General features: G+C 69.6%; 25 protein-coding genes and 1 pseudogene. 18 read left to right on the top strand and 8 right to left on the bottom strand.

Annotated features, from left to right (window positions below):
• The first annotated feature begins 43 nt into the window (after nt 1–43).
• The 4 genes from V2S66_RS17125 to V2S66_RS17110 all read left to right on the top strand — a co-directional run bounded on the left by V2S66_RS17125 (nt 44) and on the right by V2S66_RS17110 (nt 4628).
• Nucleotides 44–568: an NUDIX hydrolase gene (locus tag V2S66_RS17125; RefSeq protein ID WP_330796345.1), complete on the top strand. Its 525-nt coding sequence runs from the start codon at nt 44–46 to the stop codon at nt 566–568.
• Nucleotides 569–678: 110 nt separating this feature from the next.
• Nucleotides 679–1551: an endonuclease/exonuclease/phosphatase family protein gene (locus tag V2S66_RS17120; RefSeq protein WP_330796343.1), complete on the top strand. Its 873-nt coding sequence runs from the start codon at nt 679–681 to the stop codon at nt 1549–1551.
• 104 nt (nt 1552–1655) lie between these two features.
• A complete protein-coding gene (locus V2S66_RS17115; RefSeq protein ID WP_330796342.1) occupies nt 1656–2420 on the top strand; it encodes a DNA glycosylase family protein in 765 nt (254 codons plus the stop codon).
• A 27-nt stretch (nt 2421–2447) separates the two neighbouring features.
• On the top strand, nt 2448–4628 hold the full coding sequence (locus V2S66_RS17110; RefSeq protein WP_330796340.1) for a B12-binding domain-containing radical SAM protein: 2181 nt from the start codon (nt 2448–2450) through the stop codon (nt 4626–4628).
• Nucleotides 4629–4686: 58 nt separating this feature from the next.
• On the opposite strand, the gene V2S66_RS17105 is transcribed toward V2S66_RS17110, so the two are convergent.
• Entirely contained in the window at nt 4687–5304 is a 618-nt protein-coding gene (locus tag V2S66_RS17105; RefSeq protein ID WP_330796338.1) for a hypothetical protein, read from the bottom strand.
• A gap of 75 nt (nt 5305–5379) precedes the next feature.
• Between V2S66_RS17105 and V2S66_RS17100 the strand changes: the two genes are divergently transcribed.
• The 3 genes from V2S66_RS17100 (at nt 5380) to V2S66_RS17090 (ending at nt 8019) form a co-directional block, all read left to right on the top strand.
• On the top strand, nt 5380–6498 hold the full coding sequence (locus tag V2S66_RS17100; RefSeq protein WP_330796337.1) for an aldo/keto reductase: 1119 nt from the start codon (nt 5380–5382) through the stop codon (nt 6496–6498).
• Complete coding sequence (locus V2S66_RS17095) at nt 6482–7318, top strand: endonuclease/exonuclease/phosphatase family protein (RefSeq protein WP_330796335.1); 837 nt, start codon at nt 6482–6484, stop codon at nt 7316–7318. Before V2S66_RS17100 ends, V2S66_RS17095 begins: the two co-directional genes overlap by 17 nt.
• 497 nt (nt 7319–7815) lie before the next feature.
• The gene (locus V2S66_RS17090; protein WP_330796333.1) at nt 7816–8019 is read left to right on the top strand and encodes a hypothetical protein; all 204 of its coding nucleotides are present in this window, start codon (nt 7816–7818) and stop codon (nt 8017–8019) included.
• Between the two features lie 285 nt (nt 8020–8304).
• Here the strand turns inward: V2S66_RS17090 and V2S66_RS17085 are convergent, their stop codons facing one another.
• The 4 genes and pseudogenes from V2S66_RS17085 to V2S66_RS17070 form a co-directional block, all read right to left on the bottom strand.
• Nucleotides 8305–8751: a DUF6228 family protein gene (locus V2S66_RS17085; protein ID WP_330796331.1), complete on the bottom strand. Its 447-nt coding sequence runs from the start codon at nt 8749–8751 to the stop codon at nt 8305–8307.
• Between the two features lie 399 nt (nt 8752–9150).
• Nucleotides 9151–10311, bottom strand: a pseudogene (locus V2S66_RS17080) (cytochrome P450 family protein).
• A 4-nt stretch (nt 10312–10315) separates the two neighbouring features.
• Nucleotides 10316–11494, bottom strand: a complete 1179-nt coding sequence (locus V2S66_RS17075) for an MAB_1171c family putative transporter (RefSeq protein ID WP_330796327.1) — start codon at nt 11492–11494, stop codon at nt 10316–10318.
• On the bottom strand, nt 11491–12036 hold the full coding sequence (locus V2S66_RS17070; RefSeq protein ID WP_330796326.1) for a regulator component: 546 nt from the start codon (nt 12034–12036) through the stop codon (nt 11491–11493). Before V2S66_RS17070 ends, V2S66_RS17075 begins: the two co-directional genes overlap by 4 nt.
• A gap of 350 nt (nt 12037–12386) precedes the next feature.
• On the opposite strand from V2S66_RS17070, the gene V2S66_RS17065 reads away from it, so the two are divergent.
• Nucleotides 12387–13229 carry a helix-turn-helix transcriptional regulator gene (locus tag V2S66_RS17065; protein ID WP_330796325.1) on the top strand — a complete coding sequence of 281 codons (843 nt, stop codon included), beginning with the start codon at nt 12387–12389 and terminating at the stop codon, nt 13227–13229.
• Nucleotides 13230–13267: 38 nt separating this feature from the next.
• On the opposite strand, the gene V2S66_RS17060 is transcribed toward V2S66_RS17065, so the two are convergent.
• A complete protein-coding gene (locus V2S66_RS17060) occupies nt 13268–13711 on the bottom strand; it encodes a helix-turn-helix domain-containing protein (RefSeq protein WP_330796323.1) in 444 nt (147 codons plus the stop codon).
• A gap of 430 nt (nt 13712–14141) precedes the next feature.
• Between V2S66_RS17060 and V2S66_RS17055 the strand changes: the two genes are divergently transcribed.
• From V2S66_RS17055 to V2S66_RS17015, 10 genes are all read left to right on the top strand, one after another.
• Nucleotides 14142–14468 (top strand): transcriptional regulator, encoded by a 327-nt coding sequence (locus V2S66_RS17055; protein WP_330796321.1) that lies wholly within the window; start codon nt 14142–14144, stop codon nt 14466–14468.
• 1 nt (nt 14469) lies between these two features.
• The gene (locus tag V2S66_RS17050) at nt 14470–15489 is read left to right on the top strand and encodes a hypothetical protein (protein ID WP_330796319.1); all 1020 of its coding nucleotides are present in this window, start codon (nt 14470–14472) and stop codon (nt 15487–15489) included.
• Complete coding sequence (locus V2S66_RS17045; protein ID WP_330796318.1) at nt 15489–16196, top strand: ATP-binding protein; 708 nt, start codon at nt 15489–15491, stop codon at nt 16194–16196. The genes V2S66_RS17050 and V2S66_RS17045 overlap by 1 nt, the downstream gene beginning before the upstream one ends.
• Nucleotides 16197–16316: 120 nt before the next feature.
• Nucleotides 16317–16883 (top strand): WhiB family transcriptional regulator, encoded by a 567-nt coding sequence (locus V2S66_RS17040; RefSeq protein WP_330796316.1) that lies wholly within the window; start codon nt 16317–16319, stop codon nt 16881–16883.
• Complete coding sequence (locus V2S66_RS34530) at nt 16880–17125, top strand: DUF2637 domain-containing protein (RefSeq protein ID WP_413966414.1); 246 nt, start codon at nt 16880–16882, stop codon at nt 17123–17125. The genes V2S66_RS17040 and V2S66_RS34530 overlap by 4 nt, the downstream gene beginning before the upstream one ends.
• 30 nt (nt 17126–17155) lie before the next feature.
• The gene (locus tag V2S66_RS17035) at nt 17156–17911 is read left to right on the top strand and encodes a hypothetical protein (RefSeq protein WP_413966413.1); all 756 of its coding nucleotides are present in this window, start codon (nt 17156–17158) and stop codon (nt 17909–17911) included.
• Between the two features lie 104 nt (nt 17912–18015).
• Nucleotides 18016–18240: a hypothetical protein gene (locus tag V2S66_RS17030; protein WP_330796314.1), complete on the top strand. Its 225-nt coding sequence runs from the start codon at nt 18016–18018 to the stop codon at nt 18238–18240.
• 146 nt (nt 18241–18386) lie between these two features.
• Nucleotides 18387–18848, top strand: coding sequence for a MobC family plasmid mobilization relaxosome protein (locus tag V2S66_RS17025; RefSeq protein ID WP_330796312.1), 462 nt, complete (start codon nt 18387–18389; stop codon nt 18846–18848).
• Nucleotides 18845–20590 (top strand): relaxase/mobilization nuclease domain-containing protein, encoded by a 1746-nt coding sequence (locus V2S66_RS17020; RefSeq protein WP_330796311.1) that lies wholly within the window; start codon nt 18845–18847, stop codon nt 20588–20590. The genes V2S66_RS17025 and V2S66_RS17020 overlap by 4 nt, the downstream gene beginning before the upstream one ends.
• 341 nt (nt 20591–20931) lie before the next feature.
• Nucleotides 20932–21069: a hypothetical protein gene (locus V2S66_RS17015; protein WP_330796309.1), complete on the top strand. Its 138-nt coding sequence runs from the start codon at nt 20932–20934 to the stop codon at nt 21067–21069.
• Between the two features lie 74 nt (nt 21070–21143).
• Here V2S66_RS17015 and V2S66_RS17010 read toward each other — a convergent pair whose 3' ends face one another.
• Both V2S66_RS17010 and V2S66_RS17005 read right to left on the bottom strand, forming a co-directional pair.
• The gene (locus V2S66_RS17010) at nt 21144–21374 is read right to left on the bottom strand and encodes a hypothetical protein (RefSeq protein WP_330796308.1); all 231 of its coding nucleotides are present in this window, start codon (nt 21372–21374) and stop codon (nt 21144–21146) included.
• Between the two features lie 211 nt (nt 21375–21585).
• Nucleotides 21586–25098: a ricin-type beta-trefoil lectin domain protein gene (locus V2S66_RS17005; protein ID WP_330796306.1), complete on the bottom strand. Its 3513-nt coding sequence runs from the start codon at nt 25096–25098 to the stop codon at nt 21586–21588.
• Between the last annotated feature and the right edge of the window lie 343 nt (nt 25099–25441).

Raw genomic sequence — 25441 nt, 5'->3', positions numbered from 1 at the left:
CCGGGCCGGGGCGGGTCCCTTCCCCTACAACGACTGGAGAGACATGGCACACCCCTTCGCCCCCACCAAGCAGGACGACGACAGGCACTCCCTGTACGGGCAGTGGCTGATCCTGGACGACGAGGGCCACGTCCTGGTCGTCAACCCCGCCTTCGGCGGCCCGGCGGGCAAGTTCCGGCTGGTGGGGGGCGGCGCCCTCGTCAACGAGGCACCGCACCTGACGGCGATCCGCACCGCCCACATCGAAGTCGGCCTCAACCTGGTGCCAGACACGCTGCTGCTCACCGACTACGCCCCGCGCGACGAGGAGTCGGGCCGGTGCGAGCGCACCACGCTGGTGTTCCTGCACCACCTCACGCCCGCGGACGCGATCACCCTCAACACCGGCACTCCCCTCGGAGCGCCAGCACCGCTGTCGGAGTACCGGTTCCTGGACGAAGACCAGCTCGAGGACTTCTGCGCCCCATACATGGTGCGCCGCATCCGCGCAGCCCTGGAAGCGGCCCCGCACGGCCCGACCGCGCGCGGCTACCTGTACGAGAGCCGCCAGATCGCCTACGTGGCGTGACTCAACCGCCGCCGGGTGCCTGCTGTGGGGGCGGTCTCGGCGGCCGGGCGGCGGCCCTGCGGCGGTAGGGCCGCCGCCTCCCCTTCCGACGATCTTATGGAGGCTTTGCTGTGACGGACATCAAGGTACCGAAGCGGCCGCCCGGCACGCTGCGGATGATGATCTGGAATCTGCTCAACGGCGGTGTGGACCGCGGCAACGAGGCCCGCCTCATCGACCAGTTGAAGGTGGTGGCGGCGTGCGCGCCGGACCTGGTGTGCCTGACCGAGTGCGCGCAGTGGCACCTGGACAAGCAACAGCTGCTGAAATACGCCGAACAGACCCTCGGCATGCGGTCCGCGGTGCTGGCCCGATCCCACGTAGGCGACGGCCGGAACAACACGACGTTGCTGTACGGTCCTGACCTGCGGCTGGTGAACTACAACGTCCGCGGCAAGGGGAGCTTTCACCACGCACTGATCCGCGCGCGGTTCCGTCCCCGCGAGGCGGGCGACATCCCGAGCGCGGACTTCCTGGTGTACGGCACGCACCTCCACCCCTACGACGGGGACTCCCGGCTGGCTGAGGCCCGGTGGATGACCGACAGCGGCGGCGTGTTCCCCGGCCTGCCGGCGCGGGCCGTGTTGCTGGGCGACCTCAACACCGCCGACCGTGAGTTGGAGGACTGGTCCCAGGTGCCCGTCAACCTGCACTCCCGGTACCGGATCGTGAAAAACGACGGTGACTTCGGCGGCGTCGACCAGCGCGCGGTGCGGGTGCTGTTGAACTCCGGGTGGAAGGATCCCCACACCGTGCTGGGCGTGCCCCGGCCGCCGACAGTCGGCCACTACTACGCCAACGAGCGAGTGCCGTGGAGGCTGGACTACGCCCTGCTGTCGGGTATGCAGCCGGCCGCGGTGTGGACGCACCCGTTCGATGAGAACTTCAAACTGTCCGATCACTTGCCGCACTTCGTGGACGTGCAGACCCCGGAGTGGTCGTGAGCGGCTGCGCGGCCGGGTGCTCTTGGCCCAAGGGCGCCCCGGGTGGGTGCGGCGGGCAGCAGACCGCTGGGGACGCCAGGCCACTCCCACAGAAAGGCGCCACGATGAGCACCACCACGCTGCTCACCGACCACCCGGCGTGGATCGTGCGGCCGGACGGCACCAGCTGCCGTCTGGCCGTCGACGGCGAGGACGCAGTGCTCCTCACGTGGGACGGGGGCCGGCTGCACTCCCTACGCGTGGGCGGGGACGACCGACAGGCCGTGGCGCCGGTGGAGACGGGCGCGGGCTCGCTACCGCCGGCCGCGCCCAGCGCGCTGACCGCGGCCCTGGCGCAGTTGGGAAGCGTGCAGCGGGTCCCCTCGCCCACGTTGTGGGAGGCCATCACCAGTGGCCTGCTGCGGCGCATCGTCCGCGACCGGCGGGCCCGCGCCTTGTATCAGCTGTGGATCACCGCGTACGGGCCGGCGTGGAGCACGCCGGCCGGGCTGATGCACACCGTGCCCGGCCCAAGGACCGTCCTGGACCTGACCGACGACGCGTTCACGAGGGTCGCCGCCACTCTGCAAACCCGCAAAGCCCTGCCGGCGGCTGCGGCTGCCTATCTGAAGCACGCGGACACCTGGGGCCGGCTGCCCGGCGATCACCTGATGCACGCGCTGCGCGACGTTCCCGGGCTCGGCCCGTGGACCGCCGCCCGCGCGGCCGCGGACTTCACCGGCGACCACTCGCTCTACCCGTACAGCGACCCGCTCGTGCGGACGTGGGCGGCCAAGGCCGCACCGTCGGTCCAGCTGCCCAGCAGCGCGGGGGGTTCGCGGCCGCCTGGCGCCGGTGGGCCCCCGAGCGCGAGCAGCTTCACGCCTTGACCACTCACACACTCGCCTGGGGGATCCATGCTCGGCAAGGATGTACCGCACTCGCATGACTCCAGCGACGGCGCGGAGCAGAGGCGGCCGCTGGACCTGCTGCTCAGCGAAGCTGTCCGCCATGCCGCAGACGTGGACCTGAGCCCGGTGGACGCCGCGTTACCGCTGGACCCTGCACGTTTGCGGCAGCACGTGGAGACCTCCCTCGCCGGCAGGGCCGGTAGGGTCCGGGTCGCCGGCACACTGGACCGCCGCCTGGTGGCCATCGAGCGGCCGGACGGCCGATGGACGCTCGCGGACCTGTCCGGCAAGTCCCACAGCACCCGGTCTTGGCCGGCGTGGGCCGCCGGCCGCATCCACGTGGACGACCCGGACTCGTGGCTGTCCACGGCCCGGCTGGATGAGCAGGCCGTGTACCGGCTCAGCCGCCCCGTGGTGCTGCTGGCCGCGCTGTACCACCCGGAGCACTTCCCCCTGCCCAGGTTCCCGCTGGGCATCTCAGACGTGGCCCGCGCGGCCAGGGCCACACTGCTGGGCACGGTGGCCCTGGCCGACATGCAGCTCGGCCTCACGCTGCCGGACCTGGTGCAGCTCGTCACCGACCAGGCCCCGGACATCCTGGGGATCTCGGCCACGTTCGGGCAGCACGACCTGATGATCGAGCTGATGGACGCGGCGAACGCCCTGCCGTCCCCGCCGCGGGTGATCGCCGGCGGCAGCCTGACCGCCCGCAATGAAGGGCTGCTGCTGAACCGGTACCCGGATCTGCTGATCGCCCGGGGTGCCGGTGAACTGACGGTGCAGGACCTGATGGCCCACTGGCACGGGGACCTGGCACTGCACGAGGTGCACGGGATCGGCTACAACGGGGCCGCCCGCGGCGAGAGCACGTTGACGATCGGGCGGCGCCGCACCGCCAAGCCCGTCAGCCGCGCGCAGGACGACTTCCTGCCGGAGCTGGACCTGCTGCCGGACACGTTCGAGCACCAGGGGGTTGCCCAGCTGGAAGCCTCGCGCGGGTGCACGAACTTCTGCTCGTTCTGCCCGCGCGGCCACAAGGGCCAGTGGGCCGGAGGCACCCCCGAGGACTTCCGATGGATGCTGGGCGCCATGGGCGAGGTCTTCGACCGGTACCCGGAGATCTCCCGGACGCTGTACCTGGTGGACGAGGAGTTCATCGGCCGGGGCCCGGACGCCGTGCCGCGGGCGCTGGAGATGGCCGAGGTACTGCACGGGGCACGGTATCGATGGGAGACGAGCTGCCGCATCGACCAGGTGAGCGACCCGCAGCGGGACGTCATCTGGCACGTCGAGCGCGCCGCCATGTGGCGCGGCCTGGTGGATCGGGGGCTGCGGCGCTGCCTGTTCGGCGTGGAGTCCGGGGTGGACTCCATCCTCACCCGGTTCAACAAGGAGACCGGCGGGGAGCAGAACGCCCTGGCCGTGCGCACGCTGTCCGCGCTGGGGGTGCCCACGCGGTTCACGTACATCACCTTCGACCACCTGATGAGCTTCGAGGAGCTGCGGGCCACGTACGCCTACCAGGGGCGCACGGACCTGCTGTTGCGCCCGCTGCCCGGTGTGCCGGTGGAGGAGATCGCCCACGGCGTCCGGGACCCGCAGTGGGTCCAGGCGAACGCCACCGGGCGAGCGTTCCACACCGGCATCTCCTACATGCTCGTGTCCATGGAGTGCCTGATCGGCGCGGCGTACACCAAGCAGGTGCAGCGCGCCGGGCTGGCCGGGCAGGTGCGGCCGTCGATGGGCCGCCAAGACGCGCAGTTCGCGGACTGGCGGATCGGGGTGTGCAGCCAGTGGGCGCAGCTGTGGGTGGACCGCTCCTTCGCGCTGGACTACACCCTCAAGTCGTTGGAGAAGATCCTGGACGGCGAGCCGCGGCGCCATGTGCGTACGGCCCGGGTGGTGCTCAAGGACGCCGCGTACACCGTGCTCGGCGGCCTGACCGACGCCGCCGAACAGGCCCCGGCCATACCGGTGCCCGGCCAGCATGAGGTGCTGGAGCAGCGCATCCGGGCGCTGCTGGACACGCAGATCGGGGTCCTGCGCGAGCGCATGGCCCAAACCGTGGTGGACATGGCCGGCGTGCTGCCCGAGAGGCACGCGGACAGGCTGCGTCATGAGCACGGCCGGTGGGCTGAGGCCCGAGAGTGGCAGCTGATCAACGCGGCGGACCCCTGTGGCACCTGAACGGCATGACATAGGGCTGCCCCGGCCGGAGCAGCCGGGGCAGCCCTACGGGGGTGGGTCAGGAGCCGGCCTTCTCCGGGATCGGCACCCAGTTGAACTCCGGGCAGTACCGGGCGTACGTCACCAGCTTCCAGGCCGCGTACTCCTCCAGGCGGCCGGCTTCGCGCAGCAGGTGCTTGACCCAGGTGTGGGCGATGCGCTCCGGCAGGCTCATCTCCGCGTCGATCTGGTCCAGCATCCGGCAGGCGACGGTGAAGTCCTCCTCGGTCAGGGCGCTGACGTCGATCTCGACGCCCGCGATCTCGAACGCGAACACCAGGCGGGTGGTGCTGAAGGAGGTGTAGCGCTCTCCGAGGAAGCGGGCGCGGCCTGCGTCGGCGAAGGCGCCCATGAGCTGGTTGCGCTGGTCGACGGGGAACCCGATGCCCAGGTCCAGGTCGGACGTCTCCAGGTTCAGGCGGGTGCCGAAGGAGCCGACGTCGCGCGGGGTGCGGCCGGTCCACTGCTGGATCAGGGCCGATGCCTCGGCGCGGATCTTGAGCAGCCCAGGGTCGTGGGCGCGCATCGACTCGTAGAAGGCCGTCGCCCGCTGGAACTCCTCAGCCGGGAAGCCGTCGGGGTCGGCCCAGCCCTTGGCGGTGATGGCGTGGAGATCGAGGGGGGTTGAGTTCGTCACGGCGCACACCGTAGCGGCAACCGATCAGAGATATCTCATGGTTTGTGAGGAAATATACCCATGGAGGGAAGCGGGATGAGCATCCACGAGAGTGGCCTGGAGGACCGGACGTTGACGGGAGGGTTGACGGTCCACCCCGTCGGCATCGGCTGCTGGGCGATCGGCGGCCCGGACAGCAACCTCGGGTTGCCGATGGGCTGGTCCACCGCCGACGACGCGGCATCGCTGCGGGGTCTGGAGACCGCGTACGAGATGGGCGCCAACCTGTTCGACACCGCCGACGTGTACGGGCACGGGCACTCCGAGCGGATCATCGGCCGGTTCCTGCACCAGGTGCCCCGCACATCGGTGGTGCTGTCCAGCAAGGTCGGATACTTCGCCGGCACGGCCGAGCACCCGTACGTGCCGACCCACATGCGGCGGCAACTGGAGACCAGCCTGGAGAACCTGGACACCGATCACCTGGAGATCTACTTCCTGCACAACGCCAACTTCGGCCCAGACGACCGGTACCTGGAGGAGGCGATCGACACCATGCGGGACTTCCAGGAGGAAGGCCTGATCGGCTGCGTGGGCATGCGCGGCCCACACCGGTTCGTCACGGACCGGCTGACCGTGCCCAAGGAGCAGCGGGAGGACAAGCACGCCCGGTTCCGGTACCTGTTCGACCAGATCCAGCCGGGATACCTGGCCGTGCGCTACAACGCGCTGACGCCGCCACCCCCGGCCGGTGGTCCGGACATCTTCGCGTTCGCCGCCGAGCACGGCGCCAGCGTGCTGATCAACAAGCCGCTGGGGCAAGGGTTGTTGACCGGAAAGTACGACCCTGCGCGGCCGCCGGCCTTCGCCGCCGGGGACCACCGGCTGCGCAAGGCGTGGTTCACACCGCAGGCGCTGGGGATCATCGACCGCGGCCTGGAGCCCCTGCGGCAGCGGTTCGGGCCGGACAGGCAGGGTCTGGTGCGGGCAGCCCTTGGCTACTGTGTCCAGCACGCCGAGAACGCCGCGGTGCTGGTGGGCTTCACCACCCCGCAGCAGGTGGCCGAGAACCTGACGGCGGCGGGCAGCCCGCTGTCGGCGGAGGACGTGGTGTTCATCCGCGAGAGCGCCGGACGGCTCCAGCAGGAGCTGGATGCGGCCGGTGAGGTGTTCCTGGACGAGACGGAGGCCCGCGCTCATGACCCCCGCGGCTGACCAGCTCTCCCTCCTCGGCCCGGCCGGGCCGAGGCACGAGGCGGCTACCGACGCCGCCCGGCTGGTGGTGTTCAACGCCCAGCATGCTTCGCCGCCACGCGCCTACCGCCAGGCGGAATGGCTGGCCGGCCAGGATTGCGCGGACCTGCTGGTGGTGACCGAGGTGGGGGTCGGCCCTGGCGGGGCAGCGCTGACCGCGGCCCTGGCCGAGCACGGGTACGCCTCCGTTCTCGCCCCGCAGCCTGCCGCCGCGGACTACCGGACGGTGCTGGCCTCCCGCGGAGCCCCACTGGTGCCCGTCCCGAGCGGGGCGGGCGTGCTGCCGCACCGGGCGCCTGCGGCCACGGCGGTAATCGGCGGCCGCCCGGTGCTGCTGCTGGGCCTGTACGTGCCGTCCAGGGGGCCGAAGGAGCGGCGCAACGAGTCCAAGCGCGCGTTCCAGGCCGCGGTCACCGAAGCTCTGCCGGGGCTAGTGGCCTCCGCCGGGGGGCTGGTGATCGCGGCCGGCGACCTCAACGTGGTGGAGCCGGGCCACCAGCCGCACCATGCCGTGTACGGGCAATGGGAGTACGACTTCTACCGGTCCTTCGCCGCCGCTCGGCTCACCGATGCCTTCCGGGCGCTCCACCCGGAAACCGCCGCGCACAGCTGGTACGGGCGCAGCGGACAAGGCTACCGGTTCGACCACGCCTTCGTCACCGCGCCGCACAGCGGGCAGGTGCGCCGCTGCGACTACGAACAGGAGCCGGTCGCGCTGGGGCTAAGCGACCATGCTGCCCTGGCGCTCGTCGTCGCTCTGGACACCCCGGGGTCCATGTGAAGCCCCCCACGATCGTGTCCAGGAGGAGGTCTGGGAGGTCGCTCAGGCTGCGATGGGCACGCTCGACGCCAACTCGGGCAAAGGCAAGAGCCACACGTAGCGGGACGTGGAGCACGAGCTGTGCGACGTGATCCTCGCCAGCATGGTCGCGCCGCTGGCCTTCAACACGGACGGAGCGAAGGCGTTCACTTGCAGGCCGTAACCGCCCGGTCGCTGGCATAGCGCCATGCAGTGAACTTCCGCACGTGGCCGCTGCTGCTCGTTGTCGACGTCGAGGACAAAGGCGCCACTCCGCCGGGTTGGGTGGAGGTCGCTGCTCTGCCGGTTCACGAGGGGCGGCTGGGATACCAGCACGGCCGGGTCGTTGCTGGCGCGCCCGCGGCGGCCCGCGACGCCGCATACCGTGCAGGCCCGCGGCTTGACGAACCAGGTATATCAGCCTCCTGCCCGTCGTGGCGGGAGGTCTCGGGCCAGGTGCACGGTCTGCTGGGCGGGGCATGGATCGCGGCGCACAACGCGCTGTGGACTACTGGGCGCTCCGCTCGCACCTGCCAGCGTGGGAGCCCGCCGGAGTCCTGGACACGCTGCGCCTGGCACGGGCCGCCCGGACGGGGCTGGCGTCGTACCGCCTGGGCAGTCTCGTCGACGAGATGCGGCTGGACATGGGCGGCATCCCGGACGGACTGCACGGGGCCCGCTAGGACGCATACGCATCGGCGCTGCTGCTGCTCGCCTCGGCCGAGCGGTACCCGGAGGGACGCGCTGACCGTGGTGGCGGTGCCTGCGGGCCTGCCGGGTGCGCGGCGGCCGGGAGCCGACCCTGCGGGCCCTGCATCAGGGTGACAGGCGCGATCTCCTCAGACCCCGAATACGTCGATGCTGCCTACTGGGGCCGGACGCGGTGAGCGACTCGACCGCCGCGTCCGGCGGGTGCGCCGGCAGTTCAGGAGCCAGTCGCGCGGCGAGCTTGCGCTGAGGGGAGCGGATCAGGATCGATTCCCCTGAAATAGGGCATTAAATCCTTCGGAAAATTCTTGGATCTGCTGCTCGCACGCATGTGATGTAACCGTCTCGAAATACCATGCGGTTTCGGACTTGATCGCTTTTCCCCATATCCCCCAGGTCAGGATGACTCGCCCATCTGTGCGCTCCGCGGATATTTTCAATTGCTCTTCGCTGGACTGCCAAATGCGGGCTTCGGTCCAAATTCTCGATTTCCCGGTCAGCGATGAGAAGAATTCCACGAGCCCGTCACCGTTCAGTGTCCGGATCAGGTCCTTGATGTCCACCCATGCGCCCTTGATCTGAATTGGGATGTCAAGAGCGGGATCGCCTCCGTATGGCCGCTCCGGCGTGGAGAATATGATGTGGACCCCTTGTCCTGGGTCTCCTATACACAGCATCTGGCTGCTACGTGCGTCATGTATGAGCATGTGGACATTCTATTGTATTTCTGTCCACCTTGGAGGGTGATGCTGGCCACGTCGTAGCGCTACGGGCCGGGCGCACGCGTCTCCGGATTCGTCGCTGATGTGGCCGACGGGCGGTTCGACATCTGTCCAAAGAATTCACCCTATGGCGGTCGGCTTTCCTCAAGGCAAATTTTCGGAGGAAGCGGGCCCTCCTCGTAACCTGTTACCCGCGGCCCTTGCAAGTTCCGCCCTCTTTGGCTTTGTCGTGTCGATAGCCACATTGGATTCCTGTGTCACGGCCTCCGACCGGCCACCGACCTTCACAGCTAAACCTGGTGCGAGAAGCTGTGGACCCTATACCAGCCGGTTCCCGGAGTCGGCGATTCTGCGGCCTGCCAGGGGTGGCCCCGTTCCAGGTGGCTAGGTCTGAACAGGTAGCGCGCCCAGTCCCCGCACCATCCGAGTTTTCGCCAGTGCAATTCACCCGGAGGCACGGCGATTCTGAGCCGGGGGAAAGCGGGTCGCGATCGTTCGCAGGGCGATTTCCGCTTCCGCTCTGGCCAGCGGGGCTCCGACGCAGCGGTGGATGCCGTGGCCGAAGGCCAAATGGCTGGTGGCCAGGCGGTCGGGGTCGAGCCTGTCCGGTTCAGGGAACCGGACAGGGTCGCGATTGGCGGCTCCGAGAGCGACGAGCACCGGGGCGCCGGCCGGAATCTCGGTGGCTGCGATTGTGATGGCCTCGGTGGTGTACCTGAATGTGGCAGTGCTGACGGGTGAGTCGTAGCGCAGCAGCTCGTCGAGTACGGCTGGGATGCGCTCCGGGTTGCAGCGTAGGCTTTCCAGCTCGGTTGGGTGTTGAAGGAGCGCCAAGGCGGCGTTGCCGAGAAAGTAGGTCGTGGTCTCGTGGCCGGCCACTAGCAGCAGCACGGCGAGGGAGACCAGCTCGTGTGCGCTGAGGTGGTCTGCGCCGTCGCGTGCTGCGATGAGCTTGTCAAGGAGCGAGTTGCCGGGCCGCGAACGCTTGGCGGCGATGAGCCCGGTCATGTAGTTGGCCATGGCGTGCGAAGCCGTGTCGATGACGTCGGGCCTTCCGGGTGCGAACAACTCGCGGGACCAGCGCTGGATGTCGGGCCGGTCGGCTCCGGGGACGCCGAGTAGCTCGCAGATCACGATGGCCGGCAGGGGGACGGCCAGGTCGGCGATGAGGTCGACCTGCCCCTCGACGGGCCACCGGTCCAGCAGGCCGTCGGTCGTCTGGTTGGTGAACGGGCGCAACCGTGCGACGGCGCAGGTGGTGAACGTTTTGGTTACCATCTTGCGGAGCCGGGTGTGCTGGGGCGGATCAGTGGCCAGCATGCTGTGGGCAACCGCTGGGTGCAGCCGACGCTGTGAGTGCTTGCCGGCGAAGAAGGCCGCGGTGTCTTTGGACAACCGTGGATCAGCCAGGGCCTGTCGCGCTTCTTCGTAGCCCGAGACCAGGTAGTTGGTGTGCCCGCTTGAGCCGGTGGGGACTGCCTGGACCGGGCAAGAGGAGCGCGTGGCCGCGACGGCAGCGTGGGGGTCGTGGGTGGGGTCGGTCATGTGCTCAACCTCCAACGGGGGTCTGGTCGTCGTCGGCGAGGCGCGCAGTCTGGCACCCATAGGCGTCGGCCACTCGGAGGAGCCACTGAGTGTCCTCGCGCAGGTCCTTGCGGGAGGCGGCTTCCCAGGACGGCGGGGCGACTTCCTTGGCGAGGAGGCCGACGTTCCTCGCGGCCAGGGCCGCCTTCACCACGGCGGCCTCGACGATTGCGGCCTTTTCTTCCGACTCGACGTTGGTGGTTCGCTGCATGCTCTCCAGGACCTGCTGAGAGCGGTAAGGGCGGAGAGCGAGGATGCCGTCGCTGATCTCGATTACCCGCCGCTGGAGCAGGAAGTCCGCGTCGGCCGAGGCGTCGTGGTGAGGTGTCGCGGGGAGCACGATCTCCGGCATGGCGGCTGACAAGTCCTGCCAGAGCGGGCCGAGCGCGTCGCAGGAGCGCCTTTCCCAACGGTGGCGGCGCGCCTGGCTGATCGGGTAGGCCACGGCATGCAGGGTCAGGCCGATGCAGATCAGCAGCACCGCGAGGGCAGGGGACGTCACGCTGAACACGCAGGGTGTGGCGACCAGCGAGGAGCACTCGGTGTGGTCGCGGATGAGATGGATGCCCAGGCCCAGTGAGACCAGGACGGTCAGCTCGTACGCGGTGTACACCAATGCGAAGGCGCAGCCAGCCGCAGCCAGGCGCAGACCGAGCCGGACGCTGCCGCGGCGGGCCGACCTCGACTGCCGCACGGACTGCTGGGCGAATTCGATGATGGCGAAACCGAGGTACGAGATGAACAGCAACAGGTAAAGCGCGTACACCTGAGGTGAGCGGTGGGTCATCTGTTCGTAGGTGAACAGCACGGTCATCCCGACGGCCGAGGCGGCGAAAAGGGCGAAGCGCAGTCGGACGCGGCGCTTGGCTTCGGCGGGTTCGAGGTCGAGCTGGAAGGACACCGCCAGGACGGCGGTGGCCGCTGCCAGTGAGGCAGTGTTGCTCAGCAGCCTGGCCACGTGCGGCACGACCGTCTCGACGGCGTCATCGAGCAGCGGTGAGTAGGAGGCGAAGGCCAGCGCGAACGAGCCGAGGAGCGCTCCCATCGCCCAGGTGCCCGCAGGCCGAGGCGTACCTCGCCCCAGCACCCAGTAGCCTGCAGCAACTGTCAGCAGGCAGGCCATGCCAAGAAAAACGGCGTTCATCGTGAGCGGAACCGGCCTTTCTTGATGGGCTGGGCGAACAGGGCGTCCCAGCTATCCGGCCCTCTTCCGAGCTGGCAGGAGGGGGCTTCACGTTCGCGGTAGATGCGCTGACGGATGATCGTGGCCATCGTTTCAGCTTCGAGTTCGTCGGCCGTCGAGTAGCTCGTGCGTCCCGACATGCGCATCACCAGCGTCGGATTCACGCCGAGGGCGTGGGCGGTGTCCGCATCGACCTCCAAGCTGCCGGGATGGTCGCAGTACACGTGGCACAACTCATGGGTGAGGATGTGCCGCTGGTGGTTCACGGACGTGCCCTCCTCGTAGAAGACGAGGTCAACTGTCGGCGTCTCCACTCGAATGCCGCACGGTGCGTCGACAGCGCCGAGCGTGTCCAGGGACTTCAGCACGATGGGCTTACCGCGAAGCACCGTTATGGCTTCGCGCAGGTCGCGGGTGCTGAAGCGATGAGGGAGACGCAACAGGTCGACCTGATCTTCACACCGTTTGCGCAGTCGACTCGCTTCTGATTCCAGCAAGGGCACAGCGATCCCCCCTCTAACTGAGCGGTGCACCAGGGATCTGATGCCGGTGGCAGGAGAATGCCAAGGGTTGGCTGGCACTCGCGCTTCCTGGCACTTGCCGTTCCGGTTACGGAAGGTGGTCAAGCCGACGGATATGCCAGGTGGGTTGCCTGGGGGGCGCAGGGGGCTCGTCGTCGCGCCCGTCCGTCAGAGCCTTGAGGGATCGGGGCGTTGTCACCAGAGCGCGCATAGTTGGATGGTCGACCTTTTGAGCAGCCGATTACCCTAGGTGACAATTTGATGATTCTCTGACGGGTGCGCAGAGTGTCGCGTGATCCAAATCATGCCATGACGTGATCTAATCCCACGTCATGGACTCCCCGGACCAGCGGGCTGACGGCGGTGATTCCGGCGAGGAGTCCCTGTCTGAACTGCTCCGCTCGTGGCGCAGACGCGCCGACCCCCGAACCTTTTCGGGGCTGCCGGTGCACGGCCGCCGTGGGAAGGGCCTGACGCACAATGATGTGGCTCGGCTGGCCGGTGTCAGCGCCCGATGGTATGGCTCGCTGGAGCAGGGGAGGGAAGCCGGCTACTCCGTGGACTTCCTCGACCGCGTCTCGGCTGCGCTGCGGCTGAGCCGGGCCGAGCGTCAAGCGCTCTACCTGCGGGCAGTCGGGCGCCCTCCGGCGCTCGCCGCGGTGCCTGCGCCGGATGCGACTGCCGAGATGGACGAGACGCTCCAGCGGTTCATCGACAACCAGTTGCCTGACCCAGCTGTGGTGACCGACCTGGCGTGGAACATGATCGGCTACAACGAGGCCACGCGGCTATGGCTGCCGGGGGCGGTGGAGTACGCCAACCAGATGCGGTGGACATTCCTCAGCCCCGATGCGCACGAGCAGCTCGTGGACTGGGACCGCGACTGGGCCCGACCCTATCTGGGCCAGGTCCGCTACGAGCGAGCCAACCATCCGAAGAACGAGGCCCTGCAGCGCCTGGAGAACGAGATCCTTGAGGGATCGCCGGCGGCGCGGAGGATCTGGGACCAGCGCGAGATGGTCGATCACGGTGACGGAATGCTGCGCCGGGTAAAACTCCCCTACCACCAAGGCCGCGAGGTCGCCGTTCGCACCGTTGCCCTGCGGCCGGCACGCAGCGACATACTCCGCGTGACCGTGCTCATGGAGGAGGGCCAGGATCCGGTCGTCCACTGAGCGGCGGCATCCACGGTCCTGAGTCGTGGCCGGTCTGCTCACTCATCGTCTAGCAGACCGGAATCGTCGTCCGGAATCCCCTCCAAGCGGCGCGCCTGGTCGATCACCGCGGCCACCATCTTCAGACTGCTGATGCTGAGTCCGTTCGCGCGCAACGCAACCCTGCGCACGTCCGCGTCCCGCATCGCCGCGACCACGTCGATCTCGGCCATCGTCCGGTCAGCCACCTCCTCCTCGAAGAAGTAGCTGGCAGGGACGCCGAAGAAAGCAGCCAGGGCGCGGATAGTGGCCAGCTTGGGGTTTTCGTTCCTCCCCGTCCGGAGCTGCTGAATGGCACTGGCGGTGATGGAGAAGCCGGTCGCTTCGTGCACGCCCTGCGCCACCTCCGCGTACGTGTACGGCCCGCGCCCGGGTGGGTGCACCTCGCGGAAGAGGCGGTCGAGCAGATCCGCAACGCTTCTCCGCCCCTGCTTCTCGGTCATCTTCGTCCCTCCGTCATGACCTCGATCATATCCACTCCACTTGTGGTCCGACCCCAAACGGTCGCGCTCGGCGACATCGCAGTTGACGAAGGGTCGCAAGCGTGGTGTACGTTTCCCGCGTGATTCATCAACGGCAGTGTTCCCTGCCTGGTGGGAATGGGTGTGCAGAGGCTGGACTTGCTGCGATGGCTCGCCCTATGGTTCTGGTCACCGCGCAAGCGGATCAAGGATCGGCAGAGGGCCGAGAGGAGGGGCGGTGCACGTGCGTGGGCCGTGATCGGGGGCGGAAACGAGACCGGCGCCCAGGAGCTACCAACTCCTGAACGCCGGGCCGGCACCCCGAAGGACACCGATTCACATCTCGCGGGCGGCGGGGCTATCTCTGCACGAGAACCGCCGCACCGCGCTCCTACGAACAACGGAGTATCGCATGCCCGCTACGCCGAACGGAAGTTTGGCATGCACGGATGCCGACCGTCCGCGCCGCCTCGCCGCACAGCTCGCCGACATGATCCCCGGCGCGGCCACCGTGCGCGTCAGCCTTACCGACCCGACGCGGACCTGGCCCGACCCGCACGCGGTCGCCAAGGACGCGTCGGGGAAGCCGGTGGAGCTGAGCCGGAAGACCGCGAAGGTCGCGGCCCGCTGGATCCTGCGGGTCTGGCCGGAGGCCGACTGGACAGGGTCCCACACCTTCGACCTGGCCACCGTCACGCTCACCCGCAGCGACCTGGTCGCGGCAGGCCGGGGCCGCTGACGTGCCGCGAATACGGACCATCAAGCCCGAGACCTGGACGTCCGAGACGCTCGCCGAGGTCAGCATCCCCGCCATGGTCACCTTCCTGGCGATGACCAACATGGCCGACGACTGGGGCCGGCACCGCGACAACGCGGCGATCATCTTCGGCATCATCTGGCCGCTGCGTGCCGAGCACGGCGCGGTCCAGGTCGAGGACGACCTCACCCAGCTCGAGAACGCCGGGGCGATCTGCCGGTACACCGGGTGCGACGGCAAGCGCTACTTCCACTACCCGACCTGGTTCAAGCACCAGAAGATCGACACCCCCTCCCAGTCCCGGCTCCCGGCATGCCCGACGTGCGAGCCGCAGCGGTGCGGGGTCTGCAAGGGCCCCTGCACCGAGCGCCCCGATACCTCTCCGAAGGCTCCCGGAGACCTCCCGGAGGGTTCGGAGAACCCTCGGGGAACCCCCGAACCGCCCACGCAGCCCGCGCCGACCCCTCCCGCGCCCGCCCGGGACGCCCCCGCGCCCGCACAGGACACCGCCGGGACCACCGACAGCACCCACCGGGAGACCGCTGACAAAACCGCAGGTCAGACGGGATTCGCCGAACCCTCCCGGAAGGCTCCCGGAAAGGTCGGGGAACCCTCGGGGTCTGGATCTAGGATCTTGGATCCTGGATCTTTCTTCCCTACGGGGCGCGATGCGCCCGACGCGGGCAGCGTCTCGACCGCCCAGCTCGTCGGGGAGTACGTCGCCTCGTGCGACCAGCGCCCGCCGGAAGACGTGGTCGGTCACCTGGGCCGGGTGATCAAGAAGCTCCTGGCCGAGGGCATTGCGGTGGAGCACGTGCGGGCGGGGCTGCGGCGCTTCGGCGAGATCCAGGGCCACCCCTCGCGGCTGCCGAGCCTGGTCAACGACGCCATGAACCCGCCCGCCGCCGGTTTGGCCCGTCCGGGATTCCGGCCTAACGTGCCCGCTCACACCGCGTGGACCAATCCGGTCGACGCGGCCACCGCCTACGCCGAGGAGCTGTGATGCGCACCCGAACCCGTGAACCGCAGACCCTTGGCGGGGCCGGAACGCTCGGCCGGATGGCTCGGATCCTGGCCGCCCGGAACATCGACCCGGGCACCGTGGTCGCCGCCTCGGTGGGCGCGCCGGAGCCGTACGCGCCGCTGGACGCCCTGCGGGCCGCGGTGCTGCCGCGCTACCGGGACGCGGTGGCCGACCATCCGCAGGTCCTGGCCTGGTGCCGGGAGGTCGCCGCACAGGCGGTCGCCCCGGGCATCGGCGCGCGGCGGCAGGTGGCCACGGGGCCGTCGCTGCTGATGGCGGGAGTGGTCGGCGCGGGCAAGACCCACCAGGCGTACGGCGCGCTGCGGGCTTTGGTCGGGGCGGGCGTCGGGGTGCGGTGGCGGGCGACGACGGCCGCCGACCTGTACGCCGAATTGCGCCCCCGCGTCGGGGCGGACACCGAGCGGGAGCTGGCGGCGGTGTCCCGGGTGCCGCTGCTGATCCTGGACGACCTCGGCGCGGCGAAGGCGTCGGAGTGGACCGAGGAGATCACCTACCGGCTGGTCAACCGCCGGTACAACCATCTCCTGCCGACGCTGATCACCACCAATCTGCGCATCAGCGACCTGCGCACCTACGTCGGCGACCGCGTCGCCAGCAGGCTCACCCAGATGACCAGCCGGGTCGAGTTCGAACCGGTCGACCGCAGACGCATCCGCGCCGCCTGACCTCCGGTCAGGCGGCCCTCTGCCGGGCCCGCCCCCAGCGCGCCGCCCCACCAACTTCCCGACCAGGCACCTCCGCCGACGCCCACCTTGCGCGCGGAGAGCGATCGGAGCACACCGCGCATGCCCAGCACGACGACCACCCCGGCCCACCACCGCTGCCTGGGGGACCAGAGCTGGCAGAACCAGGCGGTCTGCCAGCCCACCGAGTACCACCCGGTGGACCCCGAACTCTTCTTCCCCGACCCCGAGGAGATGGACAAGATCCGCGCCGCCAAGGCCCTGTGCAACCAGTGCCCGGTCCGCCAGACATGCCTGGACGCAGCCCTGGAGAACGCCGACACCCACGGCATCCGAGGCGGGCTGACCGAGCAGGAACGCGCCCCGATGCACACCCGGCTGCCGCACCGCCTGGACTACTCCCGCGTCAACGCAGCCGTCGCCGGACGCGACATCCACCTCACCTCCGCCGAGCGCCAAGCCGTCATCCACGCTGCCTACCGTCACGGCCTGCCCGCCCGCCGCCTGGCCTGGATCCTTAAGATCGACGAGGAGACCGCGCTGAAGCGCTACCGCGAGACCCGCCAGGCCCTTTGCCACCGCGACCTGGGAACCACCACGCCCACCAGCCCCCCGCCCGAGCACGGCGGTCAGACCCGGGACCGCGACGACTTCGGGACAGCGGCGTGAACCCCGACACCGCGCCGACGACGGCGCTCGTCACCGGCTGGGACCGCCTGGCCGTCATCATCCTCGGCGGAGCCGGATGCGCCCTGTCGGCCAGCGCGCTGATGCAGATGGCCATCGCCATCCACATCCGCCCCGCCCTGTGCTGGCTCTTCCCCCTGGTCGTCGACGGCTTCATCGCCTACGGCATCCGCGCGCTGCTCGTCCTGCGCACCGCCCCGCTGCGCGCCCGCCTCTACGTCTGAACGCTTGTCGGCACCGCGACCGGGGTCAGCGTGTGGGCCAACGCGCTGCACGCGGTCCGCCTCAACCAGACTGCCCCGGCCGGCGGGCTGCAGCTCGGCGACACCGTGGTCGCCTACCTGTCCACCGTCGCCCCGCTGGCCCTGGCCGGAGCGGTCCACTTGTACATCCTCATCGCCCGGGGCCCGGACAACCACGCCGACCGAACCGACCAGGCTGACCGCCCCGGTCACCACCAAGGCGGTCAGCGGTCACCGGGCGCCGGTCAGGCCGGTGCCGGTCAGCCGGTCAGCACGCCGACCGACCCGTCCCGGGTGACCGGGGAACTGCCTACCGCGCCGGTCCGGTCACTGACCGGGGCAGGTGACCCGGTGGGCGACGGCCGCCCGGTCACCGGTCACCCCGGCACCCGCAACCAGGCACACCAGGCTGCTGACCTGGGCGGTCAGCCGGACAGCGGCCCAGCGGTCAGTGACCGACCGGCCGCCACCGCGCCCGTCAGCGCCCACCCGGTCCGTCACCCGCCGGTCACTGACCTGCCGGTCACTCCCGCGCCGGTCAGTGACCGCGAGCCCCGCAGAGCCGGTGACCCGCGTCCTGACCTGGACACCCAGGAGCTGCTGGAGATCGCCCGGTCAGCGGTCAAAGCCCAGGACAAGCTGACCCGCCAGGTCGTCGCCCAGGCCATCCGGGGCCAACGCATCCCGCTGTCCAGCGACACGCTGACCGCGCTGATGGCCCAGCTCCGCGAGCAGCGCGACGAGCCGCTCACCACCTCCCGGGACTGACCCCGCACCACCAGCTCGCGTGACCGGGCCGGACAACCCGGCCCGGTCACCCACCCCCGAACAGCCACCTTCCGATTTCCTCCGACCGACTGGAGAGCACCATCATGCGCACCAACCCTGCCACGTCCACCGAAGTGGAGACCTGGCTGACCGTCCTGGTTCGGGAAGGCCACCTCCACCGCGCCGAAGCAGGCCCGGACACCACCTGGGTCGTGCAGAAGAGGCGTCACAGCCGCCAGTGGACCCTGCACCACCCGGTCCTGGCGATGGACTTCGTCGAGGACATCCTGCGCGAGGTCCACCAGCAGGAAGCGGAGTCGGACCGGTGAGCGCCAACGACACGTCGCCCAGCACGTCCGGACAGCAGCGTGAGGCCATCTCGGCTCCTGGCGGAGCAAGTTGTGGGGTAAGCACTGCTAACCCCGCTCCCGCCCCCAAGGGGGCGGGAGCTTCCCGTTCGGCAGCAGGCCCGGGGGTGCTTGCTGCCGAACGGGAAGACGGCCCAGGGGTGCCGTCGGGGGAGGAACAACTGCCGTCGAACCCCGCCATTCGCGTCGCGTCACGCCGACGACGTCCGCGCCACAGCGCCCAGCGCCGTACCTGCACCAGCCTGCGTTTCAGCGAAGCCGAATGGACCGCTGTCCAGCAAGCCGCCCTCGCTGCCGACCTCGCCCCCGGTGGTTACGCAGCCGCCGCCACCCTCGCTGCCGCATCCAGCGTCAACCCCACTGCCGCGGTCGCGGACTACCGGCGTGGGGTGCAGGAGCTGATGGAGTCCAACCGGCAGCTCGCCGCCGTCGGCAACAACTTGAACCAGGTCGCCCACTTCCTGAACACCGGCGGGCAGCCCGCTGGCGACCTGCGACAGCTCCTGCACCGCATCGACACCGTACTGGCCACAGTGGATGACGCGGTGGCCTGGCTGGTCCGCCGGTGATCCCCAAGATCCGGTACGGCACCCGCAGCACGTACGGCCTGGTCCGGTACCTGTTCGGTGCCGGCAAACGGGACGAGCACACCGACCAGCACTTGGTCGCGTCCTGGAACGACTACGCCCCCGACCCCGGCCGCAACCCTCACCACACTGTCGCCCAGCTCGCCGCCCAGCTCGACCAGCCGGTCAAAGCCCTCGGGGACCGGGCGCCGGACACGACGTTCTGGCACTGCTCGGTGCGCGCCGACCCCGGCGACCGGCACCTCGACGACAACGACTGGGCAGCCATCGCCCGCCGCATCGTCCAGGCCGTCGGTATCGCTCCCGAAGGCGACACCGCCGCGTGCCGGTGGGTGGCAGTCCGCCACGCGCAGGACCACATCCACATCGCCGCCACCCTGGTACGCCAGGACGGCCGCCGCGCCGGCCTGAAGTTCGACCAGCGCAAGGCACAGGCCGAAGCCCGCCAGATAGAAAAGGACTACGGCCTGCGCCAGCTAACCCCCGGCGACGGCACCGCCGCCAAAACCCCCACCAGCCAGGAACGGTTCAAAGCCGAGCGCACCGGCCGGGACGAGACTCCGCGCGAGACGCTCCGCGAAGCCGTCCGCCAGGCACTGGCCGGAGCCGCTGATGAAGCCGAGTTCTTCACCCGGATGAAGGACAAGGGCCTACGGGTCAAACCCACCCTGGGCTCGTCCGGGGACGTCCTCGGCTACGCGGTGGCCCTGCCCGGCGACCGCAACGCCAAGGGTGAACCCATCTGGTTCGCGGGCTCCACCTTGGCAGCCGACCTCTCCCTGCCCCGCATCCGCCTCCGCCTCGCAGGCGGCACCCCCGACCAGGACGCATCGCCACGAACCGGTGGTGCCCGGACCAACTGGTCAGCGCCTGCCTGTGGCCGCCGAGCCGCGTCCGGGATCGCCGAGCGCGCCGTCGTTCTCCTGGACAGCGACGACGACGGCGAGGCCGCAGCCCAGCTCGTCGGAATCGGCGAAGTCCTGGACGCCGTCGCCCAGACCTCCCCGGTCGCCACCCGCGCCGAGCTGGCCGCCGCCGCCCGCTCCTTCGAACGCGCCACCCGCAGTCACATCCGCGCCGAACAAGCCGACATCCGCGCCCTGCGCTCCGCCGCCCGGGGCATCATCCAGGCCGGCGGCGCCCTGGGCCGGGGCGAGGACGGCGGCGCCACCGCGATGCTGCTGTCCACCCTGGTTCTGGCCGCCATCGCCGCCGCCCGCTGGCACTCCGCCCGCGGACACGCCCAGCAAGCCGAAGCCTCCCGCCGGACCGCCCAGCACCTGCGCGCCGCCTACCGCCATGCCGCGGCAGCACCCATGAAGGCCCTGCACGCCAAAGGCGGTGCCCTTCCCGAAGCCCAACGCCGCGGGTATGAGACGACCCTGCGCGCCGCCCTCCCCGACCACGGCGTCTCCGCAGCACCGTCTGCGGACACGGTCGCGCTTGCCGCCATCCTGGCCGAGATCGAACAGGCCGGCCACGACCCCCAAGCCCTGCTCCAGCAGGCCATCGACATGCGCGAACTCGACACCGCCGAGAACGTCAACGACGTCATCCTCTGGCGCCTGCGCCGCCTGGCCAACCTCCCCGCATATCCCGCCGAGCCCGCCCGCAACCCGCAAGCCGGCACCGCCCGCATCAAACCCCCAGCCCCCCGGACCACACACCCGGCAATACCCAGCCCGGCTGCCTCCGACCCCCGCAACCGCCCGCCCCGACGCTGAACCCCGAAGTCAAAAAGCCCTGGACAACGCTCCCACCTGCTGTTATGGATGGAATGGAAGGACCTCGAACGGGAGATGACGCTCGTGCTCAGAACCACCCACCAGCAAGCGGCCCCCGCTGTCACTCCGTCGCCCCTGCCTGTCGGCGGAGACCCGCTGCGGCAGCTCCAGTACGAAACCGAGCCGCCCACCGTTCGCGGCACGACCCGGTTCACCGGCCACCCGCAGGAACTGGCGTTGCGTGGCATCCCCGTCATGTGCTCGGCCTGCCAGGCACGCCGCGACTGGATCCTGATCAACCACGGCTGCAACGTCTGGATCCGCTGCCGCTGCGGCAACCAGTGGCTCGAACCAGAAATCCGCGGGCGGACTTCGACGCCCTGCTCACCAACCCGAACTGGACCAACTACCCCAGCCTCGAACAGGCCATGACCGCCGCCGGCTTCGACGGCTCCTTCGCCGGCATCTACCTGGCGTAGCCAAGAGGGAACGAGCCAGCGGCAAGGAGCGCCACCAGCACAGTGGTGGCGCTCCTGCCTTTTTCCGGCGTTGATCAGCCCCGGGCAGTGCCCTTGGGAAGCTGGCCCCGGAAGTCGCAGCCGGGGCAGGTGTCCTCGCCTTCGATGTGGCCTTCGTACCAGCCGTGCACAGCGGCGTGGAGGACCGCTTCCTTCCAGTCGGTTTCGCCGCTCTCCACAGAGGCGATGGCGTTACCGACGATCACCCGGAGCAGTGGGCTTTCCGGCGACGGGTACGGCGGGGAGGGCATCGGCGAGTCGGTCATACCCCGAGCCTATGGGCCGCAGGACCATCACTCAGCCGCGATCGATGTTCCGGGGGATCTAGTTGGCGATCTACGGCCGCGTCCGCGTGCAAGTAGGTCCGATGTACTGCTGTCAATCCAGGCAATGGTGATATCAGTGTCGGCTCTATCACTGAACGGTTGGTGCGGGCGTGGCCGCCACCGGAGGGTGGCGGCCACGCCGTGAGCGGTGTCAGCCGAGGGTGAAGCGCTGTGCGGTGGTGTTGTTGCAGTCCCAGATCTGGAGGGCGTCGCCGGCCTGCTGCTTGTTGCCGTTGTCGTCGAGGCAGCGGCCGGACTGGGGGTTGAACAATGTGCCGTCGGGGCGGGTGACCCAGGTCTGGGCGGCGGTGCCGTTGCAGTCCCACAGTTGGGTGGGGGTGCCGTTGGCGGTGGCGCCGGCCGCCACGTCCAGGCATTTGCCGAAGACGTGCAGGGTCTGGTCGCCGGGGGCGGAGAAGCGCTGGGCGTCGGATCCGTTGCAGTTGTAGAGCTGGAGAGGGGCGGTGGGTGACGGGTCGGCGTTGACCACGTCGGCGCACAGGCCGGCCGGTCCGGTCAGCGGTCCGGGGGGTAGTTTCCACACCTGCGCGGGCGAGCCGTTGCAGTCGTAGATCTGGAGCTGTACGGCGCCGGGCGTGGTGGTGCCGCCGGGTACGTCGAGGCAGCGGCCGGAGGCGGTGTTGACCAGGGTGCCATCGGTGCGGTGGGTCCAGGTCTGGGATCCGGTCCCGGTGCAGCCGGCCAGGCTGGCCTGTGCGTTGTTGCCGGTGGCGCCGCCGGTGACGGTCACGCACTTGCCCAGTACGCGCAGGGTGTTGTCGGTGGGGTGGGCGAAGGTCTGGGCGGCGGTGTGGTTGCAGCCCCACAGCTGGAGGGTGGTGCCGTCGGCGGTGTTGCCGCCGTTGACGTCCAGGCACTGCCCGCCGGCGCCGATCACCTCGCCGCCGGTGGGGTTGGCGGTGGCGCTGCCGGTGAGCGCGACGGTGTGGGCCGAGGTGAGGGGCAGCGCGGCGGTGGTGACGGTGACGGTGCGATGGTTGGCGTTCCACGACCAGTCAGTCTCGGGCACCTGGACGCCGTCGACGGATACGGCGGTCGGTGCGGCGGAGTTGGACAGCCGCAGGGTGTAGGCGCGGGAGGTCGGGGCGCCACTGAAGCCGCCGCTCTGGGCGCCGATGGCCAGGGTGTGTGTGGTGTCGTTCCAGGACAGATGCGCGTTGGTGGACTTGCCGGTCTTGTAGTCGTTGCCCTCGCCGGCGTCGGAGTAGAGCGAGAAGGTGCCGTCGGCGCCGGCGGCGACGTTGACGGTGAGTTTGGTCAGCGGGCTCTGAGCCTGGTTGTCGACGTAGTCGGTGCGGGTCGGCATGATGCCGCCGCTCTTGATCAGGACCGGCATCCGCGAGAGCGGGGCGGTGATGGTGACGGTCGTCGGGCCGGTGTAGGTCTGGCCGGTGAAGTAGTCGGTCCAGCTGCCCGGCGGCACCCACACCGATGCCGAGCCGTTGCCGCCGGCGTCGTTCGGCGTGGTGATCGGTGCGACGAGGACGCCCGGCCCGTAGAGGTACTCACCCGTGGCGGTGTACGCGGCGTCCTGCGCCGGGTAGTCCAGGTACATCGGCCGCACGATCGGCACGCCGGTGGCGTTGGCCTGCTGGGCGAGGGTGTAGGTGTAGGGCACCAGGGCCTCGCGTAGCCGCAGCGAGGACTCGGCGCTGGCCGCGGCGGCGCCGGTGTAGTTCCACGGCAGGCGGTCGCCGTGGTCGGAGTGCATCCGGTCGACCGGCTGGAACACCCCGAACTGCATCCAGCGCGCGTACAGGTCGTCGGCGAGGTGGCCGCCGTGGAAGCTGCCGATGTCGTGGCTGACGTTGCTCAGACCGGCGGCGGCCTCATCAGCGGTAAAGCGGGCCTCGTAGGCCAGCATGTCCCAGTTGGGAGGGGTGTCCCCGGTGAATTGGAGGGTGTTGCGCCGCTCCGACCAGGGACCGATGGGGAAGTTGCTGGCGAAGCCGTTAGGCGGAGAGGTGCCGATGCGGGCGAAGGCGAAACCGCGCAGGCCCTTGGCGGTCCCGTCGTCGGCGTATGCCTGGTTGAGCAGGTTGTCGGCGGCGACGTGCGGGTCGGAGGCGCTGGAGTCACAGCAGTCGTCCAGCCACCAGGCGCGGGTGCCCTGCTGCTCGTAGGGCTGGTGCAGGGCGAGGTAGGCGGAAAGCTGCTTCGGGTTGGACCAGTCGAACTTGTAGGTGGTCCCGCTGAGAAGGGCCAGGCCGCCGGCCGCGCTGTTGGTGGCGGCGAACTTCGGGTCGTTCTTGTCGATCGTCGGGTGGATATTCATGGACACCGACAGGCCCTGTTGCTTGGTCCAGTTCAGGAAGCCCTGGGGGTCGGGGAATAGGCTGGTGTTCCAGTTCCAGCCGTTCCAGTTGTTCGGGGCCTTCCAGTCGGTGTCCACCACCAGCCAGTCGATCGGGGTACGGGTGCTGCGGAATGTCGGCAGCAGCGTGTTCTGGTAGTCGGCGGCCGAGTAGGCCGAGTACCGCGAGTACCAGACTCCGTACGCGGACTGTGGCAGCAGATTCGTCCCGCCGGTCAGCGCGTTGAGGTCGGACAGGCCCTGCTTGTAGTTCTGGCCGTAGCCGAAGAAGTAGCCGTCCTGGTACGGCTGGGCGCCGTGGGAGGGGCGGTCGGTGACGGTGTGGTCGGCGCCGAGCAGCGCGGTGCGGGTGTCGTCCAGCAGGTACCAGCCGTCGCGGTCCAGGATCCCGGGGTGCTCGGGCACCGGCAGCCCGGGGTTGTCCAACGACCGGTACCAGCCGCCCAGCACGCTCGTCGGGCCGGCGCCGTAACCGGTGGTGGTCAGGTTGGTCGACGCTGCCGGGTAGGCGGTGGTGGCGACCGGGGTCACGGCGATGCTGTCGATGTTGACCTTGCCCGTGTCGCCCGCGTTCTGCGCCAGGCGCAGGGTGTCGGTGCCGGCGGTCAGATTCACTGTGGCGGAGGTGGTGGACCAGGTCTCCCACGAGGAGGTGGGCGGGAAGCTCAGTGCGGGGCCGGCTGCGCCGTTGACGGTGGTGGACAAGCCCGCGACCGTGGAGTACCCGTTGGAGTAGCGCACCTGGAGCCGGTAGGTGCCGGTGGAGGGGACTGCCGAGACGTCCTGCGCGAGACCGGCGCCGGTCTGCTCGAAGCCCGCGACGAACCCGGATCCGGTGTGCCCCCCGTGGTCGTACGCGACGGCCGCCTTGCCGGAGAACAGATCGTTCTCCGCCTCACAAGCGGCGCCCACCGCGCAGTACGAGGGAAATGCGGGCTTCGCGTTGACACCGGTGCCGGCCAGCGTCACAGACAGGTTCGCCGCGGTGAACGGTCCGCTGCCCTGCTTGTAGCGCAGCGTCAGCCCGCTGGTCTTGATCTCGCGGTAGCCGTCGGACGTCACATCCGTGGTGTACGCGGCAGCGGGGAGGTTCCGGTTGACGACGTTGAACGTCGTGCCGTCCTGGAACGCGCCGTCCCCGGCGTACTCCAGCCGCACCAACGTCGGACTCAGCACCTCGAAACGGGCGCTGCCGTCGACGACGCTGGACGACGCGGCGTGGGCTGCAGGCGCCGCAAGAGCACCGGACGCGATCAGCGCACCCAGCAGACCGAGCACGGCGCCGGCAGCAGGCACCCGTCGGTGCCTGCGGAAACGATTGAGAGGCATGAACACCCTTCTAATGACAACGTTGTCGGAGTAGGTCTGGATCGTGCACTTTGAGGTCGCCGGGTGTTGGGAGAGCGCTCTCCTGAATACTTGCTTGGCGGGCCTCCGTCAATACTCGGCGGCTTCTTCCCGTGCCATGTGAATGACGTTTTTCGACGCTTGGAGATTGTGTGCTCGAGGATCCCGTCGGGGGTCTTAGTCCATGTGAACGGCTGGCAGCGGTTGCTGAGTCACACGCATGTCGGGCTGGGTTCGGCCGACAGGCTGGGGAGTCCGAAGCAGAGCCGACGCTGTGGCCTGGCGCTGTTGGTCAGCGCCAGGCCGGCGATCATCGCGTATGAGG

It is taken from the genome of Actinacidiphila polyblastidii, from assembly GCF_036353415.1.
Lineage (GTDB): Bacteria > Actinomycetota > Actinomycetes > Streptomycetales > Streptomycetaceae > Actinacidiphila > Actinacidiphila polyblastidii.
Note: the sequence above shows the minus strand (reverse complement) of the source record. Positions and strands in the feature narration are given on the sequence as shown.

Coding starts and splice junctions, on each gene's coding strand:
- V2S66_RS17125 (WP_330796345.1), top strand. CDS start 44: ATGGCACACCCCTTCGCCCCCACCAAGCAGGACGACGACAGGCACTCC.
- V2S66_RS17085 (WP_330796331.1), bottom strand. CDS start 8,751: ATGCTCATACATGACGCACGTAGCAGCCAGATGCTGTGTATAGGAGAC.
- V2S66_RS17090 (WP_330796333.1), top strand. CDS start 7,816: ATGGATCGCGGCGCACAACGCGCTGTGGACTACTGGGCGCTCCGCTCG.
- V2S66_RS17045 (WP_330796318.1), top strand. CDS start 15,489: ATGCGCACCCGAACCCGTGAACCGCAGACCCTTGGCGGGGCCGGAACG.
- V2S66_RS17005 (WP_330796306.1), bottom strand. CDS start 25,098: ATGCCTCTCAATCGTTTCCGCAGGCACCGACGGGTGCCTGCTGCCGGC.
- V2S66_RS17065 (WP_330796325.1), top strand. CDS start 12,387: ATGGACTCCCCGGACCAGCGGGCTGACGGCGGTGATTCCGGCGAGGAG.
- V2S66_RS17095 (WP_330796335.1), top strand. CDS start 6,482: ATGACCCCCGCGGCTGACCAGCTCTCCCTCCTCGGCCCGGCCGGGCCG.
- V2S66_RS17030 (WP_330796314.1), top strand. CDS start 18,016: ATGCGCACCAACCCTGCCACGTCCACCGAAGTGGAGACCTGGCTGACC.
- V2S66_RS17055 (WP_330796321.1), top strand. CDS start 14,142: ATGCCCGCTACGCCGAACGGAAGTTTGGCATGCACGGATGCCGACCGT.
- V2S66_RS17010 (WP_330796308.1), bottom strand. CDS start 21,374: ATGACCGACTCGCCGATGCCCTCCCCGCCGTACCCGTCGCCGGAAAGC.
- V2S66_RS17075 (WP_330796327.1), bottom strand. CDS start 11,494: ATGAACGCCGTTTTTCTTGGCATGGCCTGCCTGCTGACAGTTGCTGCA.
- V2S66_RS17115 (WP_330796342.1), top strand. CDS start 1,656: ATGAGCACCACCACGCTGCTCACCGACCACCCGGCGTGGATCGTGCGG.
- V2S66_RS17110 (WP_330796340.1), top strand. CDS start 2,448: ATGCTCGGCAAGGATGTACCGCACTCGCATGACTCCAGCGACGGCGCG.
- V2S66_RS17060 (WP_330796323.1), bottom strand. CDS start 13,711: ATGACCGAGAAGCAGGGGCGGAGAAGCGTTGCGGATCTGCTCGACCGC.
- V2S66_RS17100 (WP_330796337.1), top strand. CDS start 5,380: ATGAGCATCCACGAGAGTGGCCTGGAGGACCGGACGTTGACGGGAGGG.
- V2S66_RS17040 (WP_330796316.1), top strand. CDS start 16,317: ATGCCCAGCACGACGACCACCCCGGCCCACCACCGCTGCCTGGGGGAC.